The sequence below is a fragment of the Nocardia nepalensis genome (assembly GCF_048910785.1).
Lineage (GTDB): Bacteria > Actinomycetota > Actinomycetes > Mycobacteriales > Mycobacteriaceae > Nocardia > Nocardia nepalensis.
This window is the reverse complement of sequence record NZ_JBKBET010000009.1, coordinates 90,179-110,228: the sequence shown is the minus strand read 5'-3', so window position 1 is coordinate 110,228 and position 20,050 is coordinate 90,179. Positions and strand designations below refer to the sequence as shown.

Genomic DNA, 20,050 nt, shown 5'->3' with positions numbered 1-20,050 from the left:
AGATGCTGGATGTCGCGGGCGCATCGTTCGAGGATCTTCCCGTCGTGCAGGGCATCTCGGACTCGTCTTCGGGTAACGGCTCCGATGTCTTCGACGTCTTCGGTTGCGATATCGAATGCGATCGGTATGGTCACCTCGGCTTTGTACAGGTCGGCGATGTCGTAGACGAACGATCGGTGATGGCCTGTGTGCACGAAACCGAGGGCGGGCGAGCATCCCAGCGCGACTATGACCGAGTGCACAACGCCGTACAGTGCCGAATTCGCTGCTGAGAGAGCCTGATTGACCGGCTCACCGGCATCCCAGTCCTCGACGTCGTAAGTGCGCCGGTTCCATTCGACTCCGGTCCGCTGCGAGTGCTCGCGGTAGACCGCGCGCACGCGGGCGCCCTCGCGCCCGCGTAACTGTTGCATCGATAGTTCTGAGATATTTTCGCCCGGAAAGCGCATGGCATACATCGCCCGCGCGACCCGCAACCGCGACCGCGTGTTGGTCACGGCCTCTGCTTGTGCCTCCAGCAGACGGGAGGATCGCGATAGCCCCACGCCGTGGGCGTAATACCGGACGCCGCGTTCTCCTACCCACACCACCGTTGATCCACTGTCGGACATCAGTGAAATCGCTTGATGGGTGATCGTGGTTCCCGGGCCGAGCAGCAGCACGCCGATTGAGGCGGCCGGTACGTGAACGGTGCCGCGCTCATCGGTCGCGGTGATGGCGTTGCTGTCGCGGTTGACGACGCATCGATCCAGGTACAGGAACGAGACGCGGTCCGATATGCGTACCAGCTCTTTGGATTCCGAGGGTCTGCGCCCGATCGTGCCCACAGCTATTTGTCCGTCTGCGTTGGGTAGGCCAGTGTCAGCAGGCCGCATCCATATGATTTCGCTCGTCCGATTCCGAAGCTGAGTGAATGTCGTAGTGCGGCAACGTCGGTTACCTCGAGGATGCCTTCGAAGGTGGCGGTGGAGATGGTGACGCGTGTGTTGCCGCGAGTGAACCGTCGTACTGAGCGGTCGGTGATGGCGAGTTCGAATTCATTGTCGGTCGCGTCGGGTGCCTGTCGTGGCAGTATTCGGATTCCGATGCGGTCGGCTCGGTCGAGTAGCCATTGTTCTTGTTGGCGGGCGGTGACGTGGGCCAGGGGTTTGGTATCGGCCCAGCCGTCGCGTCTGCCGGAGTGGACGGGGTTGGCGGTGAGGCGGAATTGCCAAAGCTGGCCGACCGTGAGCCGGTCCAGGAGACGGTCGTAGGGTTTGGTGTCCCATGCTTGGGTGGTTGGCCATCCGGCTTGTTCGACGATGTGGGTGAGATCGGGTTTGTCCGGGCTGGCGATGTAGAGCAGGACGCGGTGGGGTCCGTAGTTGTCGAGGCGCCACAGGATTCGTCCCTCCTCGGTTGCCGCGGCCTCGGCGAATCCGCTGCACACCGCGGCGTGTAGTGCTTGTGGGGAGGACAGCAGTATTCGGGCGCCGCGGCGGCGGGGGTTGATCGGCATTCTGGTCAAAAACATCTCACACCTCCAGCACCGACATGGCGTCATGTTCGTCGCCGGGTTCGGTTGTGCCATGGGGATTGGGCACGGTGACGTTGCCGCGCACGACCGAGCGCCATTCGTACTGGCGGTGGTTGGGGTCGAAACTCACCGGTGTGTCTCGGATCATTTCGCCGTCGTCTTCGCCTTCGGCGGCGTCGCGGACGGTTGCCAACCGGACCATAAGGTCGCGGGTGCGGCGCTGGGTCCCGGTGCTGGCAAGCCAGGGGCGTTGTGCCAGCGCGGTCTGCAGGTCCTCGTCGAAGACTCCGAGCGCGATGGGTCCGGCGGGTGGGCAGGATCGGCGTCCGAGGTAGAGCGGGAACTCGGGACTTCGCACGGCGGCGTCGATCGCGCTGATGAGTCCGTGCTCGCCTTCGAGGACTGCGAGATAGACCGCGTCGGAGATGTAGTAGCGATACGACAACGGTAGCGAGGTCCAGGTGGTGGATCCGTCGCGTTCGCGTTTGGGCCGCTGCGCGGTCTGGAAGTCTCGAACCAGCTGCCCGGGTTGGTCGATGCGGACACCGAATCGCAAGCCCAGCAACGTTTCCAAGGGGTCGGTGCGGCGCAGGCCCTTCGCTGCCGCGATGAGCCCGAGCACCCCACTTTTGGTTGGCGCGATCTCGGTGCCTCGTCGCACGAATCGGCTACTGGCTCCCCACGATTGCAGCGGCCCGGCCAAGCGCAGGGCCACCACGGTCATTGATGGTCCCCGAGCCTGGTCCCGACCAGCGCACCTACTTCGGCGACGAGGTCGGCGAATGCGACGTTGGCGCCCAGATCGTCCAAACCGGCGGTATCCGAACCGAGTCGGGTCACCCAGCTCGCGACCGGTGTTTCGGAGTAGGCGCGTTGCACCTCGTGTGCCTCCTCACGCAACAGGTCCGCGGCCCTTTTGACTCGACCACCGGTATTCGATTCCCGCACCGGGCTTTCGAACGCGCCCACGAGGTTGATGGGTTGGGTGTCGCGCACCAGAACCACCACGGCCTCGGGCAGGGTGCGGTTGGCGAAGGTGTTCTGTTTGCCGGTGGGCATGGATCGCACGAAGGACATCAGGAACGCTTCGACCGCGCGGCGGGTCGCTTCCTCGTCGCCGAGGTTGTCGTTGAGCCGATTCACGTCGATGGTCGCGTACCGGTACAGGGTGGAGGAATTGAACTCGATGGTGCCGATCATCCCGGCCCCGGTCTCGTGGTCATCGATATGATCGTCGACGGCGGTGAAGTAATCGAACTCGGTCTCCACCGGATGCACACTGATGGCGTGGGCGACCTGGACAGCGGCGTCGACATTCAGGTCGGCTTGGTCGGCGACCATGCGACCGAACAAGGCGATATCCACCGAATGGTCACGATCGGCCAAGTCCTTGACCTTGGCTTCCCGCAATGCTTTTGCCACGTCCTCGGCCTCGGCCGCGGCGACCGCCGCCTCGGCCAAGGCCCGGATTTGATGGCGGCTGAGGAAGACCAGATATCCGGCTTCGTCGATGGCGTCTTTTTTCGGTGGTTTGACCGTGATTCCGATCGCCTTCATCACCTCCGACGCCAACGCAAGGCTGCGATCCGCCAAATCCTGTGACTGCGTAGTGATCTCAGCTGCCAGCAGGTCGACGACTCGTCGGGTGCGCACGCCGAGTTCGGAGCGATCCAGGTGCTCGTCGAAGGCGGCGCGGGTGGCGCGTTTCCACGCTTGGCTCGACACTCGCGCACGCCGCACACCGCCGTAGATAGCGGTCTTGGGGCTGCCGGTGTCGTCGCGGTTGAGGTTGCTCGGCGGCACGGTCTGCAGGATGTGGAGGTCGATCAGGGTACGGGTCATCGGAGGTTGCCTTCCGTGGGTGTCATTCGGCGGGTTCGGGATCGGTGCTGTTCGGGGTGCGATAGAAATCGCGGCCCCAGACCAGCCGCACGCGTTGGGCGCGGCCGGGAGTGAGTAGAGCGCTCACGTCGTCGGCCAACCGTGCGTAGTCGAATCCCTTCTTGGCGGTGCGTAATTGGGTGACCAGTCCGCGGATATGCACGAGCACCTCATCGATCGACTGCGCGGTGGCCACCGCCATGAACCTGCGCGCCACCGCGTCGGCGCTGCGGCCCTCGGTCTGTGCGAGCAACCCGATCGCCCGGCCGAAAGACACCTCGGGTACATGCGCGCGGCCGCTCATCGACTGCTGGTGCAGGGCGAACAAAGTGAGCACCGAGTGCGCGGCTTCCTCAGCGGCACTGGGCTTCCCGTCGTCGAATCGGTCATCGGCATACAGGGACGCGGGCACCGCGGCGATGGTGAGATCCCAGATCTCAGGGACACTGCCCGCGGGTTTGCCCAGCCCGCGACGTAGTTTCGCCAGTTCCGCACGCGCCGACGACGATCCCCGCAGGTACTCGTCCTGCAGCCGGTTCAACCGCCATTCCAGGGCAGCTCCCAGACGCCCCAAACGCCGCATCGGCGCGGCCGCAACGGTCGGTTGCTCCTCGACGGTGCTCACGCCACCACCTCCTTCGATATCGAGCTATCCGATCGTGGGTAGGCCAGCGGCAGCGACTTACGCAGGGCGGCATTCAGCCACATTTCCGCTCGCGGGACGTTGAGTAGCTGACCGCGAACCTCTCTGCCCACCCACGCCGACGGCGGTGCCGCCGAAATCAGTTCCGCGGTAACCGGATATGTCGCATCCCGAACGTGACACTGCCACTGCCTGCGGGCCTGGTCGAGGTCACATCCAGGCGCCAGCGAGGTCAGCCATTCCCGGTAAGGGGCGTCCAATGCCGCGTACAGGCGCTCGCGGGCCCGGTCACCGGCACCGGATTTCGGCTCGGCGCCACCGGCCGCAGCGAGGTTCTCCGCGAAGCTCCACACCGAGAACGCGGTGCGCTCGGCGTCGTCCACCGCATTGGTCGCGGTCTGCCCGGCGGCGGGGCGATCCTCCCTCAGCAAAGTCACCGACATCGGCAACACGTCATCGACAATTTCGGCGAATGTCGCACTCTGCGAACCATATTCGGCACCGATGATTCGAATCCGAGGCGTATAGCGTGGCGGCAGCACACCGGCCGAACCCAACTCGCCGATCCACTGCAATATCCCCGGCGCCAACCGCGGTTGCGGGTCCCCGCCGCTGTGGTTTGCGCGGCGACCGGAAGTCGCTGGCAGCATCGCGCTGATCCCCCGCCACACCGAACGCTCCGGATCATGGACCAACGGCATATAGACATCGGTCTTGTGCTTTTTCGTCTGTGGCTCGCTGTAGCGCCAACAGGTGTGCGGGTCCATCCCGTGGCGATTCTGCGGCACGATCCTGTCCCCGTTGGCCAGCACCACCCCGCTCACCCCGCCGCGACCCCCCACCAACCGGATCCGTCGGGTCTGCCACGTATACAGGTCGATGGCCCCGTTCGGTGGGCGCTCAGTCCACACCGCGGTGTCAGGATCGCGCTCCCATGGCGGAATATCAGCGACGCCGCCGATACGCACGTACGGGTTGTCCTCGTAGGCGACGAGATTCAATAGCAGCGTCTCCCGCAGGTCCTTGCCCTGCGGCAGCACTCCCCCGATCTGCCCCGACCACCCCGTACCGATCGGATACCCCTTGCCGCTCTTGACCGTCGCATCGCCCACGGCACCAGACTTGATCCCGGACGGATCAAACGCGTGCGCATGCACCAACCACCGCGCTGCCTCCGCAGCATCGATGCGGCGCAGATCAACTGCGGAACGAGTAGTGAACAGAGGTTGCCCGTTGGGCACGTCGGCGACGAGCTTCTCCAGCCCCGACACCTCGTCCTTCGCTGTCCGCAAATCCACGACCTGGAAGAATGGCGCCTGGGCGTCGAAGAGATCGAACCGGTGCCGCAGCGGCCTGACATACGCTCGAATACGATCCACCGGCAGCTGACCAGCGGCCCACAACTGCTCCCAGGCATCCACATCGGTCGGACCGTCGATCGCCCGATGCAGCACCGCCAGCAACATCCGCGTGATCGCGAAACCCTGCGTGGGGACCTCCCCACCAATCTTCGTCAAATCCTTTGCCTGCTCGAACAATTCAAGAATCGACAACTCGCGTTCGCGGCCGTCGACGCCGAGCGCGATGATCCATGGTTGGTCGAGCAGGTTGAAGCCGTGTTCGTTTCGAGCACTCATAGGCGAGTCTCAATTCTGTGTGTCGATGCCTCGAAGTGGCAGCTGGATCAGTCGACTAAGCGGTCGAGGCCGCCGGCGAATACAGGTGTGGCCAGTAGCTTTGCGACGATTCCAGTACTGATGGTTGCCAGAATCGCGGGCGTTGTGTGTGGTGCCGGTTGCACGGTCCATGTCCGAAGTCCGGCGGCCACAGCGGCGCCGATACCTGTGGTCTCGGCGAGCGCGAAGATCAACAATGTGCGCGCGGTCATCAGTCGAGGTTTCGCCCCGCAGTCCTGCCTTGGGCGCAATATCGGTAAGGTCATGGTGTTCTTCCCTGTCGCTACGATTCGATCGTGTGGGAAGAAGGTCGGCTCCCGTTGCAGCGGGAGCCGACCACTTTCTGTGGTCGGCGGGCCGTCCTTCTCCTGGCCCACCTGTTCTTACGTCGGCGTGCCATCCCCTCATGCCGAGGGGACCACCTGTTACCTGACCTCGATCGGTTCTGACGACCTGGATCATCCCGACAACCTCGGGAGGTCTGTGGCTTCGGCAACACCGAGGTACGGTACTCGCCCCCGCCTGCGATGCGCAAGGGTCGACAGAACCGATCTGGGCCGAAACCCGGTGTGTTGCAAACTGTTCGGTCGCATCGCTTGCGGGCGGCGTCCCAGTGATGTCGCCGACTGCGCCTCTGTGGCAGAGTGGCGATGGCTTCTTCTGCCCACACGAAAGTGTCGGCGACAGTTAGCGTTTGACTTCCCCGCAGCTGATCTCGGACAGGTGCAACCCAATCGGACAGACCGTCGATCGACCGGTACAGCACAGCCGCAGCCGTTGGCGTCGTCACGAACATCTCCCAGCCGCGGCTTATCGTCGTGAAAACCTTTGCCTGCTCAAGTAATTCAAGGATCGATAGCCGGCATCGACGCCCCTCGATGTCGGACCGCATCCTCTCGGGTTCGACGAGACGGTCGAGCCCGTGTTCGTTTGTTGCACTCATGAGCGAGTTCTCACTTCTGTTGCCCGATCGCCAGTTTCGGGCGGCATCTGCTCGCTGGTCGGCAACACCTCAAGTCCTCGGTCCGAGGTGTAGCGGATTGCGCGTCCAGCGATTTCGCCGTGACCTTCGCTGTCGATGACCAACACGGGCAGGCGATAAATGAGTGGGGAGAACTCCCAAGCCTCTGGAGTACCGGCCCACAACGCGCTCTCGGCGTCCTCGTTGCTGAATTCCAGCGGTAGCCGCAATGAACAAGCTGCGACGATCTCGGCCACATCGTTCGACGGGGTCACATCCCTCGGCACGGTGCGGCCGCCATCTCCGTCCGCCAGCCACGCCGGGGTGAACCACTCGCCGGTCGCCGATTGCTGGACCACCACGACCTCCAGACTGGGGGCGCCATCACGGACCTGCCCCTGACCGTGCGAATCATCCTCGGTGTCACCGACATTCGCCGCGACCCAGCCGAGGATCGCCTTACCTGGCCGTGACGGCTGCTTGAGCTGGAACGTCTCGGCTTTCGCGATCCGGGTGGCGGACTTGTCCAGCCAACGTTGCCGCGCGTGCTCCATAGCCTGCTGCCACTGCGCGGGCCCCAGCTCCCCCGCCCCGTAGGCATCCTGCACCAACGGGGCGATGTCACCCGGCAGGTTGATCGTGGCGCCCAGCTTCGGTAACAACACCGCCGCCGCCCGCAGCAATACGTGCTCACCGTAGATGTAGCGCGCCGCAGCGGATTCCAGCTCGGGCACACCGTCGGTGAACTCGACACCACTGATAAACGCCTGAGCCGTACGCACTTTCCGCGGCCGGTCGACCTGTTCCTCGCCTCGTTGATGGCGATGCAGCCTGCCCATGCGTTGCAGAAGCAGATCGATCGGCGCCAGATCGGTGATCAACAGATCGAAGTCGACATCCAGGCACTGCTCGACCACCTGCGAGGCGACAACGATATGCCGCCCAGGCCGCGCGAGCGCGCGGGTCGGGGATCCGAATCGGTCGAGCAGATCGATGTCCTTGCGCATCCGGTCAGCCGCGATGAACCGCGAGTGCGCGATGCTCACCTCACCGGGGAAGTGTCGCTCGAGGTCGGCGGCTGTTTCCAGCACCCGGCGCACGGTGTTACGGACAATCAGCGCGCACCCACCCTCGGATAGTTTGTCCAGCAAAAGAGTCGACAGTGCTTCTCGATCGTCATCGACTTCGCCGCCGAGCGCCCCGACGTGCACGCTCGTGCACCGAGCTGATGGTTCGACCGCTCGCGTGCGCACATCGTTGCCGCTGGTCCACGACACCATCGGATAGCCCACCGCGTCGACGGCTTCGCCGACCCCGTCACGATCGAAACCCTGCTGATAGGCCTCGAGCAGCGCTTGCCGACGATCGGCCGGCAGAGTCGCCGACAACGCGATCACCGGAACCTGGTATGCGCCAAGCCACGTCAGAACCATCGTGAGGTAGGAATTCATGTAGGCGTCATAGGCGTGGACCTCATCGAGCAACACGACCTTTCCGGCGAGCCCGAGATGCCGCAACATCAGATGCCGCGATTTGAGGCCCGCGAACAACAGCTGATCAATGGTGCCGATCGAGAAGTTCGCCAGCTGAGCCTTCTTACGACCGGACAACCACGAATGGGCCACGACCGCGTGAGACGCGGACGCCGCGACGCCCGCCGCTCGATGGCCGTGGGATTCATCGCAGCCGATCTCGGCGTCCCGCATCCGACCCGCGCGCACCAAACCCTGGAACAACCGATTGAACCGGGCCTTGCCATGACCGAGCACGATCGAACCACCGACTTGTTGACCATCGGCGCCCAAAGCGTCGAGCCACTCGACTACCCGATGAAACATCGCATCGCTGGTCGCCTGCGTCGGAAGCGCCACCATCAAACCACCAGCGCCCCAACGCTCGGCCAAGATCTCCGCCGCCGCCAACGCAGCCTCGGTCTTGCCCTCCCCCATCGGTGCTTCGATGATCAACAATCCGGGGGTGGCCATCGACCGCGCAACCTCGCACGCCGCGATCTGAACCGGCCGCGGCTGCGCTCCCGCTTGCAACGAAAACCTCGATGCGAACAACTCCGGCACAGCGATAGGAATCCGCGACGGCGACCACGGACGCGGCAACGACAACGCGGCCAGCGCCCGAACAGACCGCGCGGAATCGACAACCTCCTCTGGCAATCGAGCAGTGTGAAACGGGAAAAGCTCCTCGTTGCTGGCGATCCAGTCCGAAACGACCACGATCCCCGTCACCAGCACCTGGAACCGCGCGGTCAACTTCAGCTCACGCCAACCACCCAGATACCTCAACACACCGGTGCGTTCCGCAATGCGGCTCAATAACTCTCGCTGCACCTGAACCCACACGCCCGCGCCGAACAGATCCGGATACTTATCCGGAAACAACGGGTCATCCTCATCCGGCGGCGCCCCATGATGACCGCCTAACACAACACCCCACGGCGCTGCCCACCGACGAGTCCACCCCTGATCCACCAGCCACCGAATCAGCAGATGATGCCCCGCGACCGTGTGGTGCGCCAAGTGCCGGTCCACCAATTCCTGCCGCACCATCGGCATATACAGGCCATGCTCACGCATCCGCTGAGCAAGACCCACATCCTGAATCGCGAACGCCGGCGTCGCTTTCCCGAGATCATGCACACCGGCCAAGAACCGCACCGCACACCGGGCCGCCTCACGATCACCACCGAACTCCGCCGCCAGCAACCCCACAACATTCGGCGCGAGCCACTCATCGAACAAGTACCCGGCAACATCAGCCGAATCGTCCATGTGCTGCCACAACGGAAGCCATCCCCCCGAACCGTTGGGCGACTTCGCCCACACCGCACGCGAAGCCTCGCTCAGCTCCAACATCCACCCCTAAACGATGGTCATAAACTCTCGCCACGGGAGATGCAACCCAGCCTTACACCCCCCACCGACAAGCTCTCCGGCCACAAATCCAATACCGTGACCGCCGAGGAACTTTCGGCCACGCTACGCGTGACCCCAAGCCCACACACGCATTTCGACCAATTGATCTCAACAACCCTGGCGTGCCTGAACCTGAACCCCGTACACCGATCGTCGCCCATATCTCGGAAGGACAATCCGCCGAGCCCGCTATGTTGTTGGCTTAGCTGTAGATTCATCCCCCCGTACGCGGGGAGCACGTATCCGGCCATGTCTCGCGCGCTGCCACACGGATCATCCCCGCCTGCGCGGGGCGCACGCCGATTCACAGTCCATCGGTGTACATCCCCGCGTACGCGGGGAGCACCTGATCGGCTTGGTTGCGTTGCGATTCGTGTTCGGATCACCCCGCGTGCGCGGGGAGCACGCGGCAGAGTATGGCCGATGCGCGCTACCTCCCGGATCATCCCCGCATGCGCGGTGAGCACCCAGCCTGCACTACGACCTGGGTTGCATCGTGCGCGAACTCAAACGGATCATCCCCGCGTGCGCGGGGAGCACGTCCTACCGCTGCTCCAGAGCGACGACCGCGAAGGATCATCCCCGCGTGCGCGGGGAGCACTGGGTAGATGCCTGGCCGTGGCGAGCCAACGGCGGATCATCCCCGCGTGCGCGGGGAGCACGTCCTGATCGCCCTCGCCCCATGGGTTGGCCACGGATCATCCCCGCGTGCGCGGGGAGCACACTTCTTGACCTGGCTTTTCCTCGCACGATTCGAAGAATTTCAATCGGTTTGTCCACGTTGTCATTGCATCGGTTAGCTCCTCCAACGAGGCAGGGACAGCCGGGCACTCCAACGACGATACGTTGCTCGATGCGCACATGTCCGATCTCTCGGCTTATCGTCGGCTCGACGGCCCACATCCGAAAGCTGTCAGGATGGCATTCGGACTCTGGTGACTGTGCAGGCCATCCGTATTCGCACTCTCAGAGTTACAACGTGTCACTCCGCCCGAGCACTGAGTCGATCGCACCGGAACCGACAGTCAGTATCCACTCGATGCGAAAGCTCACGGAGTGCTGGAGTCCCTCCGTCTGCGTGCGCCTGCGGGCATCGCAAGAATATGATCATCCGGCGGACACGAGACAGTATTCCTGGACTGGGAATTGGCCGTCTACGGCGACCCGGCTGCGATGTCGCGATCCACCTCCACAAAATGACTCTTCTATGCCCGGTGTCAAGCCGGAGCGGCGCTGGCTTGGAGTTGTCGGAACACGACGCGACAGACGTAGCGTTTGAGGATCCGGCGGATTTCCCGGGGTGATTTGCCGCGGGCGCGGTTTCGGTCGGCATAGGCGCGGGTTTCGGGGTCGCGGCTGAGCCGGGTGCGGACGATGACGTCGAAGGCGCGGTTGAGTTGGCGATCTCCGGACCGGTTGAGTCGGTGACGAACGGTGTTGCCGGAAGATGCTGACAGCGGTACGACTCCGGCGAGTGCGGCGAACGCGGCTTCTGAACGGATGCGCCCGTGGTGGGAGTAGGCGCAGACGATGATCGCGGCGGTGACAGGACCGATCCCAGGTGTAGCTTGCAGCCCCGGCGCAAGGTGTTCGGCCAACTGCGCGAGCTGAGTGTGGTTGTGCCTCAACAAGGTTGTGAATTCCGTGACTGCATGGGCGAGTCGCCGTGCTTCGGTGCGGGCGATCGTGATGGCCGGGTCGTGACCAGTTGCGGTGCGCCAGGCCGCGACCGAGGCAACTTGCGCGTCCGGGACAGGTTTGCGGACATCGATCCCAACATCGATGGTGCGCAACAACGCGGTCAAGGCGTTGCGGCTGGCGGTGCGCTGCTGGTCGAGAAGACGGCGCTGGGCCAGAAGGATCCGAAGAGCGGTGCGGTCTCCCCCGATCGTGGTGTGGCAAAGCGGGTTTCGTCTCGCCCGAGCACCGTTCGGGCCGCGGCTTCAGCGTCGATCGCATCGGATTTCCCGTCGCCCGCGGCGGGCTGATCGCGCCGGCGGGCGGACCTCACCCACACGGATCCCAGCGTCGGTCAGGGCCGCAGTGAGCCGAGCTCCGTAGGATGACGTGCCTTCCACCGCTGCGAACACCGAGCCGTGGGTGCGTCGGTGGATCCATGCCAGCGCGCGGTCCATGGCGGCGCGGGTCGCGGGAACTCGCGTGAATTCACGACGCCGCCGGTGCGGCTTTTGATGATCGCGAAGGTATGGGGCGTGGGTGTCGACCCCGACCACGTAGTCGAATCGGGAAGCGATGAGCGCCATAGAGTTTGGGATTCCTTTCGCTGGGCTGCGGGTGGGCGGCGCCGGATTGGTTCACCCGGAGGCAGCTCTGTAATGGGTCACGCCGGAGCGGAAAATCTTCTGATCAAGCCATTCGGGTGGGCAAACCGACGTCCGGCCAGTCCTGTGGACAAGTCATTTCAGGACACCCATCGAGAGGTCGGATTTACCCTGAGTCACACCTAACGAGCCGAAACGTCAGCCTGCCAGCCGATCTCGGATCAGCCACCCTCATTACAGAGTTACCTCTCCGATGAGCAGCAGCGATTCATCACCGCCTGGATAGCAGCCGAACCGGAAGCCGCCGAAGGAGACTGGGAAAACGACCTGCGTATCTACGTGGTTCACGAGCAGATAAAGTCCGCGGCCCTCGACGCTGTTCGCTACGCCAAGGTCATCGCCGAAGGTAGTCGCATACCCGAGAACGAGCCGGTCCTGGTGACAAGCCTGACGAAAAAGCCTCAAGACACGGCGCCACTGTGGAACTTGGACGCACCGCAGATCGAAGCCCCCCTCCGTCATGAGCGCTGAAATCTGCCCACCGGTGACGCCTTCCCACACTTGCGGATCCGCTGGAAACGTTGACGGCGATCACCGCAGACTCTCTGCAACCGGAGCCACGACAAAGTGCATCACTTTCCAAATTGATAGCGGAACAACATGTTTCAGCTCACGATCGAAGATGTAGAAATAGTTGTGGGTGAATCGAATTCATCGGAAAAGCGACCGAGCGAGCCACGTCCGTCGGCGTATCCACGGACGAAACCATCGAATGAGGTCCCTGCGCTGGTACCCGTCGAACGTGTCCTCGTACGTACCGATGACATCGCTGCCTCGCTAATCGCGGCCCGTGCCTACAGCTCAGGCGTGGAAAGGACGATCCACGTTCACGTCAGGCAAGGGTGCAACCGTTCCGCCATCTGCCCTTTCGGTGGAGGCTATCCCGGCGGCACAAAGGACCAGGTTGTCGTCGGTGTCGAGTTCGCCTGTGGCGAACCCGTTTGCCAAGCCGCGCTTCAAATCACCGCTGAGGGCGGAATATGCCCAGTCCCGTCGCACCGGGGCATACCCCCCCCACCACCGACTCGTCTGCCCAGCTCGGGTGCGAACTCCCGGCGGACGTCAGCGGTGCCCCCGTCCGGCCAGGCCGCCCCTCAGATCGCAGCGGATTGCTGCGCATGCCAAGCCTGCCACACCAAGTGGGCACCTACCTACTACTGACTTGTCGCGGCCGCACTCGCTTGCGAGCTCCCCGCACGTGTACTCGAATAACGCAGCAAGGCAACGGGTTAGCACGGCAAGTCCGACCGCGGCCGCGCAGCTAAGGTCTACCCATCCATCATCTCGTCGGTCATCTTTCGACGTACGGGCCGCGATCGGTTGCGGCGCCGAAATGAGCCGCTGCACCATCGATCTCGATGAATGCTGAAGATCGTCGTCGGGCAATTATTTTGTCTCCTCAACGCGCACTTGGAGCCGGTGTAGTTCCTGGAGTCGGTCGGCAAGACGGTGATCCAGCTCGCTGAATTCCTCCGACCGCGTAGGTTGGGTCGTCAATTGATGTCCAGGTTCGGCGGCGCTGGACTGGCGATTCGGCCCGGCGATCAAACGTGTATTCCGTACTGAGGGTGTCTAGTGCCCGGCCGAGAACGAGGCACTGGGGTGGGCAGCTGTGGTGAATGCTCATGGCGCGGATCGCGTCATTCTCGGTGAGCATGCCTGGGTCTGCGAGGCAATCCTGGAGGTGCTCACTGTCATCGGGATCGACGGCCGTTGCGGTGTTCATGAGATCGCCTGTGCCGCAGGGTCGGTGTCGTTGATGATCAGCGCTCCGCCCCACTGGCATGGTCGAGCGTCCCATGTGTGGTGTGTGCCGATCCGATTGTCGGACAGGGGGACTGGGCCGCAGAGCACGGCGGGGCACGCCACGCTGATCAAGCGGTTGTCGCTGTCGAATTTCGCGCGCCCGCAATCGGCATACAGCCGAACATGGCCTTCGCCCGCCGTAGCGTGCCTGCGTGCGGGCGAAGGGTAGTGCGAGGTTGGGCGGCCCGAGATGGAGAGCGTCTGTGGTGGATGCGATTGGATCCAACGTCGCCAGTTCACGCGCACACCCCCTTGTGCAGCCAGTCGAGGAAGCCGTCATAGTCGACTGCACACGCGACTTCCATTGCGTGGCCGTCGGGGTCGCGGTAGATGCGGGCGTCGCGTTCGATCCGGATCCGCTCGGGAGTGAAGGTGACGAACGGCAATTCGAGTGCGGCGGAGAGGGTGAGCGGGTCGTGCATCCAGCTGCCGCGCCGCCGCCCCTTGGTGCTCTGGTGCTGAAACCATGCGTCGAAATTCGCCGCCAGCAACGTCGCCCACTTCGGTGCGGTCGCTGATCGCAGTCGCGCCAGTAGTTCCGAGTCGGCGGTGACGTCGATCGCGGAGCAATTCGTGAAATCCGACAGGACCAGCTGGGGTGTGCGGACCAGGCGAAGCGCTACGCCTGCTGCGACGGGGTCGGTGTGGAAGTTGTGCGAGGCACGCGTCTTGTCGCGGTATCGATCCAGCCAGCCCCCCATCTGGGTGACCACGATCCGCTCGGCGAGATCGGGGACCAGACTCAACACGGCAGATAGATTGGTCATCGGGCCCATGCCGACCCAGCGGATCGGGCCGTCGGTCGTCGCACACAGTCGCGTGAGGTTCTCGACGAGCCCGTCGGCGGTGTCGAGCACCGCGTCGTTGGGGTCGGAGGTGGCGTCGGTTCGGTGGGGCGGTCGATGAATTCGTCCATCACGAACCGGTGTTCGCCGCCGATATCTATTCCCGGGATAACGGCGACGTCGGACCGGTCCATCAGATCCAGAACGTGACGTGCCAACTCGGCGCGCCGCCCACGGGTCTCGTCAGCGGTGACCACAGCAAGATTCGCCACCGACTGTGCTGCGATGATCAGGGTGACGAAATCGTCTGGGTCGTAACCGATATCGGTGTCGAGAATGATCAGCGGATCCTCCTTGACTTGCGGCGAATCGGTTGTGGCGCAACCCGGCTCGGGGATGAGCGGATGGATCGGTTCGGTGGCGACCTGGACCGACACGCGGTTCGGCGGTATCAGCGCCGAACCGTCGTCGCTGTCGGCGGTGACGACGCGGACCCAACTGTGGCCGGTGAAGATCTTGCGTGTCGGGGTTGGCAAGTGTTCGTCGGTGGGCACCACGATCAGCCACACGTGCGGGTTCGCAGCGGCCCGACGGGTCAGCGCGGCAACGGTCTGGCCCGTGGTGTCTTCATCAACATAGACGCCACCCCACGTGTAGCCCCACCGTTCGGCGCGGGCGCGCATCGGCAACCCGACTTGCTCGGGCGTATGCTCGCAGGACAGGCGTGCGGCGTTAATGTAGCCGAGCACAACTGGTGGTTTCGGTTTGCGTTGCGGCAGAAACGGACTCACAGATCCACTCCCATTTGCCCAGGCGCAGGCAGCTCGTTCAAGCGCGCGTTCAATGCACGGGCGGCCCGACTGACGGCAGCCAGGCCAGTGTCGGACTTCGGACAGCGAACATGAGTGATCCACCGCCATGCCAGCGCCGAGACCAGTACCCCGACCTCGGCGTTGTCGCGGTCAACACCCACAAGTTCGGCCACCAGAAAATCAATGATGTCGACCAGCCGGTCGACATCGGTTGCGCCGGACTCGGCCGCGTCCTTGAGCGGATCAGCAACACTGGACACCGCGAGACCCTCAGCCCACGCCTGATGGCGATCCAAAATCGCCAGGGCCAGCGCACTGATCAACTCCGGCGCCTCGGCCATCGCCCGCAAGCACCGATGCCGGTCGGACTGACCGATGATGCGCCGCGCCGCCCGTCGCAACCTCGACCCACGCTCCGGCACAGGCAGTACTACCGCGAACTGCGCGATAAGGTTCTCCGCGTTCGGCAATTCGAGCGCGATCGGAATGTTGCGACCCAATCTCGTTGTTCCCCATATCATCTCGATGGACTCCGAACCCCTTGCCAGCCCAACGGCAGCTGCCTGTGGCCGTTCTGGATCTCCGCGAGCAACGCGGTGTATCCCTCCCTTGCTTCGGCCAGCCGTGACCACGCCTGATGGCCCACATCCACGTCGGCGCAGTGCAAAACCATCCACCACGCCTGGACATAGGTTTCGGCGATATGGCTGATCACCTGTCCCAGCGAATGGGTATGCATCGGCGCGCTGCGCTCCCGCGCGACGTGTGTGGCGACCCATCCGTCTATGGCATCCACCACAGCGGTGATCTCCGCATCGGCATCGATATTGCGGTGGGTGCCAAATGGTCGCGTCATATGCTCGACACGGGACTGCTGCCGCGCGCCGGCGTGCAGTTCCGCTAACTCTCGCGCCCATCCGGTCAACGGAGACCCGCCGCTGATTACATGTCCCGAAATCGCCGCGAGCAACTGCTCGGCGTCAAGCAACCGCGCCATAAGTACTCGCGCCATCAACACCCGCCGCCTTCGATGACATCAAGGGCTGCGTGCAGCACACGCGTGCGTGGCGGTATGGCGTCTTCGCCAGCCAAGAGCGGTGAGTGCCAATGCCATCCGACCGAATAGTCGCTCATGGGCAACCACACTCGGACCCCAGAAGCCAGCATGCGGGCGTCGTGGCGCGCCAGCGCGGGCAGGGCACGGTTGCGCAGATGTCCGCGGTTGGGACCAACTACGAAGAGCCACTGCCCACCACGCTCGGAGTGCCGGATGATCGGCAGCGGAAACTGGTCACCAACCGTCTTCCGGACTCGCTGCCCCAGCTGTTGCGGCATCGCGACCGCACCCAAGGTCAGGCTGGTGAGGAAGAACAAACGGCGATCGAACAGCCGGACCGGCACACCAAATCGCTGGGCATAAACCAACGCGACTTCCCCAGGGCTATGGCAACTTTCGAACATCGCTGCCCCTCCGATGGTGATCCCCGCCCGGCTTGCTACTCGCCTGCACGGCCGCCGTGCCGTATCCGTACCGACGGCAGGACACCGCCTTCGCACGCCCCCGACTCGCCCCAGCGGAGAAGGCTGCGACTACAGCCATCCCCGCCACCCGTTGCCGACGAACCTGTTGCGAGTCCACTACTCAGTCCTCGTCCGGACGAGCGGACAATGCCGCACCCGCCGCCAGCAGCGCTTTGCAGTTCGGAGCGTGACTACTGTGGATCCCCCACAGCGTCCGGGCCGTCTCCCAATCCAAGCGCTCGGGCTCCCAGCCGCAGTCGTCCAGGGGACGCGACTGCGATTCATTGAGTTTCGTCCTATCCACCATCACTCCACCCCTTTCGGCGATCGGTGAAAGTGAGCCAGAACGAGGGAGGAACAGCGACAGCATCAATCCCGATACGTTTCTCATCACCGCCCTTTCTGCGGGTATGTGTTGTGACACAAGAATTGGCGCATGCCCGGGACCGGCGTAAGCCCATCAACCGGTTAGATTGCCTAGCTATTTCGATGACTAGTTGGGCTAGTCCTCCCAATCGATTTGGTTGACGGCTAGCCTGGATTCCAACAGCTTGGCTCGGTGATGCCGACAGATGGAGTCGCAGTGAACTTTGAGCAGGACCAGCCAGCGCGGATTAGTCCGGCCGCGTGGGAATCCCAAGAGATGCGGCACGCGCTCGCATCCCGAGACCTGAAAAGGGTGTACGAACTCCTACGACGCGTCGGCATTTCACAACGGAGTATTGCTCGATTTACCGGCCAAAGCGCCTCGGAGGTGTATGAGGTCCTCTATAAGGGCCGCCGAATCATGGCCTACGACTTGTTGGTGCGTATCGCCGACGGACTCGGCATCCCGCGCGGATATATGGGCCTAGCCTACGATGATACGACCGAGACCGCCCTCGACCTAGCGGCCGCGACGTGTTCGACCAACGCTTCGGAACGCGACGAGGTCCGTAACCTGTTGTCGCACGCAGCAAATGTCACGATGGGTACCGGCGTCAGCGAGATCGCCCACTGGTGGCAGCCCATTGACCGCGAAAGCATGCCGGCGCCAACACATGTCGGCACGTTCGACGTGGAGAACATCAATTCGATCACCGCAGCAATGCGCGCGGTCGACTATCGACACGGAGGCGGCGCTTGCCGAGACGCCGTGGCAGCCCAAGTGCGCTGGGCGCAGCAACTGCTAGGCGCCGAATGCGCCGACACAACCCGGAGGCAGCTGCTGTTGGCGCTCGCCGATCTACACAATCTCGCGGGATGGACCTCATTCGATGTCGGCATGTACAGCGTTGCTCGCCGACACTTCGCCCGAGCGCTAGAGCTGGCCCGAGAAGGCAACGACCATTCCCTGGCGGCCAACGTCTTGTATCGCATGGGGCGGCTGCACCTTCACCGACAGATGCCCTTGGAGGCACTCAGGTTCTTCCAGCTCGGTCAGATCACAGCCCAGGACTCCGGCAGCACCCTCACAGTTGCGATGCTCTGCGCCAACGAGGGTGTCGCCTATGCCCATCTCGACGATCGCCAACAGATGCGCCGATCACTCAGTCGAGCGCAGGACGAGTTCGCGCGGTCCGAGCCAGACGACGCACAGGCGTGGGTCCGTTTCTTCGGCGATGCCGATCTCAACGCCTCTATCGGTGTGGCGTTGACTGCGATGCGGAGCGCCACTCAGGCGGAGCTTGACGACGCAGTACGGAACATCCAGAGTGCAATATCCATGAGAGGTCCGGACATGACGCGTAGCCGAACGTTCGAGCTGATCAGTCTTGCCACAGCACATCTACGCGCGGGTGACAACGAATCGGGCGTCCAGGCCGGATACGAAGCTTTGTCGACCGCCTCAGCCGTACGATCGATACGGACAGTCGACCGCTTGGCACCGTTACACGAGATCGCCAGCCACGAGAAGAGCGACACCGAGCTGCAAGATCTCGCGAGTGCCATAGATTCGCTACGGACGCTTACATGACGAAGGCTACTTCACCCACTGATCCAGACATTGAGACCGAATGGGCCGCAAAGATTCTGAGCGACGCCTGCGCAACGCTGGGACTCGATTGCTCTGGTGCGAAGCTGATCAAATTCACCAACAATGCCGTGTGGTCACTGGCCTCCGCGTCCGTCGTTGTCCGCATACCTGGATCCGCGGCCGTTCGAGATCGAGTGCCCAAGGTCGTCGCTGTGGCGCGTTGGCTTGCTGATTACAACATGCCCTCTGCTCGGCTGATCGAGGAGTTTCCACAGCCACTGCGTCTCGATCAGCACGAAGTCACCTTCTGGCACAAGGTAAGTCCCTCAGCGACGGCCGCGCCGCCGAATGGGCACGACCTCGGCAGGATTCTTCGGCGATACCACGCACTGCCAGACCCGGCCTTCGAGCTGCCCCCCTGGCAGCCGCTTTCCGGTATCCGCCAAAGAATCGCCGAACAGGACGTGCTTGAACCCCGTGACCAGCACTTCCTCGAGAACAAGTGCGATGAGACCGAGGAACTGCTCGCTCGTATCGACTTTCAGCTGCCTTCCGGTCCGATTCATGGAGATGGATTCGCAGGCAACCTCATACCTGGACCACTCGGCCCAGTAATCTGCGACTTCGACTCTGCAGCCTATGGGCCTCGCGAATGGGACCTCGCGCCAGTTGCGTTGGGGAATATTCGATTTCAGTACGCAACGAACTATCATCAACAATTGGTTGAAGAATACGGCTTCGACATCACTCGGTGGCGGCATTTTCCCGTGCTACGGCAGCTCCGAGAGCTCCAGCTCGTCACCAGCGTACTCCCCGTACTCAGGACGAATCCCACGTTGACAGAAGAATGGCAAAATCGATTCAGAAGTTTCCGAGACGGTGATACACAGACGAAGTGGTCTCCATATCGATAGCAATGAGAATGCAAGATCGTCACATGAAGGCTTCAACTCGCACTCAGGCAGTTGTACTGCGCACCAAGCGATACGATTCGGCTGACGCTGCCACCATGATCACCAAAGCACACGCCGTTAACGAGAAACTCTGCGCCATCCGGACCAGATACCAGTCTCACCACGGCTGCGGCTGCTACTGACGCCACTCATGTGATCCAACCGGTCAAACCATCGAGATCAAACGCATGCACGTCGAGCCTCACGTATGCCGACGCGGCATCGCTCAAAAACTGTTGGCCCGCCTGGAAGCCGATGCCCGGAACG

General features: G+C 63.2%; 16 protein-coding genes, 1 pseudogene and 1 CRISPR repeat array. Of the genes and pseudogenes, 2 read left to right on the top strand and 15 right to left on the bottom strand.

Annotated features, from left to right (window positions below; translation table 11 throughout):
* The 15 genes and pseudogenes from cas1e to ACHQ4I_RS08835 form a co-directional block, all read right to left on the bottom strand.
* A partial coding sequence (gene cas1e / locus ACHQ4I_RS08905; protein WP_420771211.1) for a type I-E CRISPR-associated endonuclease Cas1e occupies window positions 1-827 on the bottom strand: 827 nt, incomplete at its 3' end.
* Window positions 828-829: 2 nt separating this feature from the next.
* The gene (cas6e, locus tag ACHQ4I_RS08900) at window positions 830-1,513 is read right to left on the bottom strand and encodes a type I-E CRISPR-associated protein Cas6/Cse3/CasE (protein ID WP_420770344.1); all 684 of its coding nucleotides are present in this window, start codon (window positions 1,511-1,513) and stop codon (window positions 830-832) included.
* Window position 1,514: 1 nt separating this feature from the next.
* The gene (gene cas5e / locus ACHQ4I_RS08895) at window positions 1,515-2,240 is read right to left on the bottom strand and encodes a type I-E CRISPR-associated protein Cas5/CasD (protein WP_420770345.1); all 726 of its coding nucleotides are present in this window, start codon (window positions 2,238-2,240) and stop codon (window positions 1,515-1,517) included.
* The gene (gene cas7e, locus ACHQ4I_RS08890) at window positions 2,237-3,358 is read right to left on the bottom strand and encodes a type I-E CRISPR-associated protein Cas7/Cse4/CasC (protein ID WP_420771210.1); all 1,122 of its coding nucleotides are present in this window, start codon (window positions 3,356-3,358) and stop codon (window positions 2,237-2,239) included. Before cas7e ends, cas5e begins: the two co-directional genes overlap by 4 nt.
* Before the next feature lie 22 nt (window positions 3,359-3,380).
* Complete coding sequence (gene casB / locus ACHQ4I_RS08885; protein WP_420771209.1) at window positions 3,381-4,022, bottom strand: type I-E CRISPR-associated protein Cse2/CasB; 642 nt, start codon at window positions 4,020-4,022, stop codon at window positions 3,381-3,383.
* Entirely contained in the window at window positions 4,019-5,677 is a 1,659-nt protein-coding gene (casA, locus tag ACHQ4I_RS08880) for a type I-E CRISPR-associated protein Cse1/CasA (protein ID WP_420771208.1), read from the bottom strand. The genes casB and casA overlap by 4 nt, the downstream gene beginning before the upstream one ends.
* 47 nt (window positions 5,678-5,724) lie before the next feature.
* A complete protein-coding gene (locus ACHQ4I_RS08875) occupies window positions 5,725-5,928 on the bottom strand; it encodes a hypothetical protein (protein ID WP_420771207.1) in 204 nt (67 codons plus the stop codon).
* Between the two features lie 727 nt (window positions 5,929-6,655).
* Complete coding sequence (gene cas3 / locus ACHQ4I_RS08870; RefSeq protein WP_420771206.1) at window positions 6,656-9,547, bottom strand: CRISPR-associated helicase Cas3'; 2,892 nt, start codon at window positions 9,545-9,547, stop codon at window positions 6,656-6,658.
* Between the two features lie 498 nt (window positions 9,548-10,045).
* Window positions 10,046-10,330: a CRISPR direct-repeat array (repeat unit 28 nt; unit sequence GGATCATCCCCGCGTGCGCGGGGAGCAC).
* 494 nt (window positions 10,331-10,824) lie between these two features.
* Window positions 10,825-11,871 (bottom strand): annotated as a pseudogene (locus tag ACHQ4I_RS08865) (IS110 family RNA-guided transposase).
* Between the two features lie 2,120 nt (window positions 11,872-13,991).
* The gene (locus ACHQ4I_RS08860; protein WP_420771205.1) at window positions 13,992-14,612 is read right to left on the bottom strand and encodes a nucleoside hydrolase; all 621 of its coding nucleotides are present in this window, start codon (window positions 14,610-14,612) and stop codon (window positions 13,992-13,994) included.
* Window positions 14,519-15,331: a hypothetical protein gene (locus tag ACHQ4I_RS08855; RefSeq protein ID WP_420771204.1), complete on the bottom strand. Its 813-nt coding sequence runs from the start codon at window positions 15,329-15,331 to the stop codon at window positions 14,519-14,521. The genes ACHQ4I_RS08860 and ACHQ4I_RS08855 overlap by 94 nt, the downstream gene beginning before the upstream one ends.
* Window positions 15,328-15,693: a hypothetical protein gene (locus ACHQ4I_RS08850; protein WP_420771203.1), complete on the bottom strand. Its 366-nt coding sequence runs from the start codon at window positions 15,691-15,693 to the stop codon at window positions 15,328-15,330. The genes ACHQ4I_RS08855 and ACHQ4I_RS08850 overlap by 4 nt, the downstream gene beginning before the upstream one ends.
* Before the next feature lie 176 nt (window positions 15,694-15,869).
* Window positions 15,870-16,208, bottom strand: a complete 339-nt coding sequence (locus tag ACHQ4I_RS08845; protein WP_420771202.1) for a hypothetical protein — start codon at window positions 16,206-16,208, stop codon at window positions 15,870-15,872.
* Between the two features lie 155 nt (window positions 16,209-16,363).
* On the bottom strand, window positions 16,364-16,813 hold the full coding sequence (locus tag ACHQ4I_RS08840; protein WP_420771201.1) for a hypothetical protein: 450 nt from the start codon (window positions 16,811-16,813) through the stop codon (window positions 16,364-16,366).
* Window positions 16,814-16,994: 181 nt separating this feature from the next.
* Window positions 16,995-17,180 (bottom strand): hypothetical protein, encoded by a 186-nt coding sequence (locus ACHQ4I_RS08835; RefSeq protein WP_420771200.1) that lies wholly within the window; start codon window positions 17,178-17,180, stop codon window positions 16,995-16,997.
* 276 nt (window positions 17,181-17,456) lie between these two features.
* On the opposite strand from ACHQ4I_RS08835, the gene ACHQ4I_RS08830 reads away from it, so the two are divergent.
* Together ACHQ4I_RS08830 and ACHQ4I_RS08825 are read left to right on the top strand one after the other, a co-directional pair.
* A complete protein-coding gene (locus ACHQ4I_RS08830) occupies window positions 17,457-18,830 on the top strand; it encodes a helix-turn-helix transcriptional regulator (RefSeq protein ID WP_420771199.1) in 1,374 nt (457 codons plus the stop codon).
* Window positions 18,827-19,744, top strand: coding sequence for a phosphotransferase (locus ACHQ4I_RS08825; protein ID WP_420771198.1), 918 nt, complete (start codon window positions 18,827-18,829; stop codon window positions 19,742-19,744). Before ACHQ4I_RS08830 ends, ACHQ4I_RS08825 begins: the two co-directional genes overlap by 4 nt.
* Window positions 19,745-20,050 lie beyond the last annotated feature (306 nt).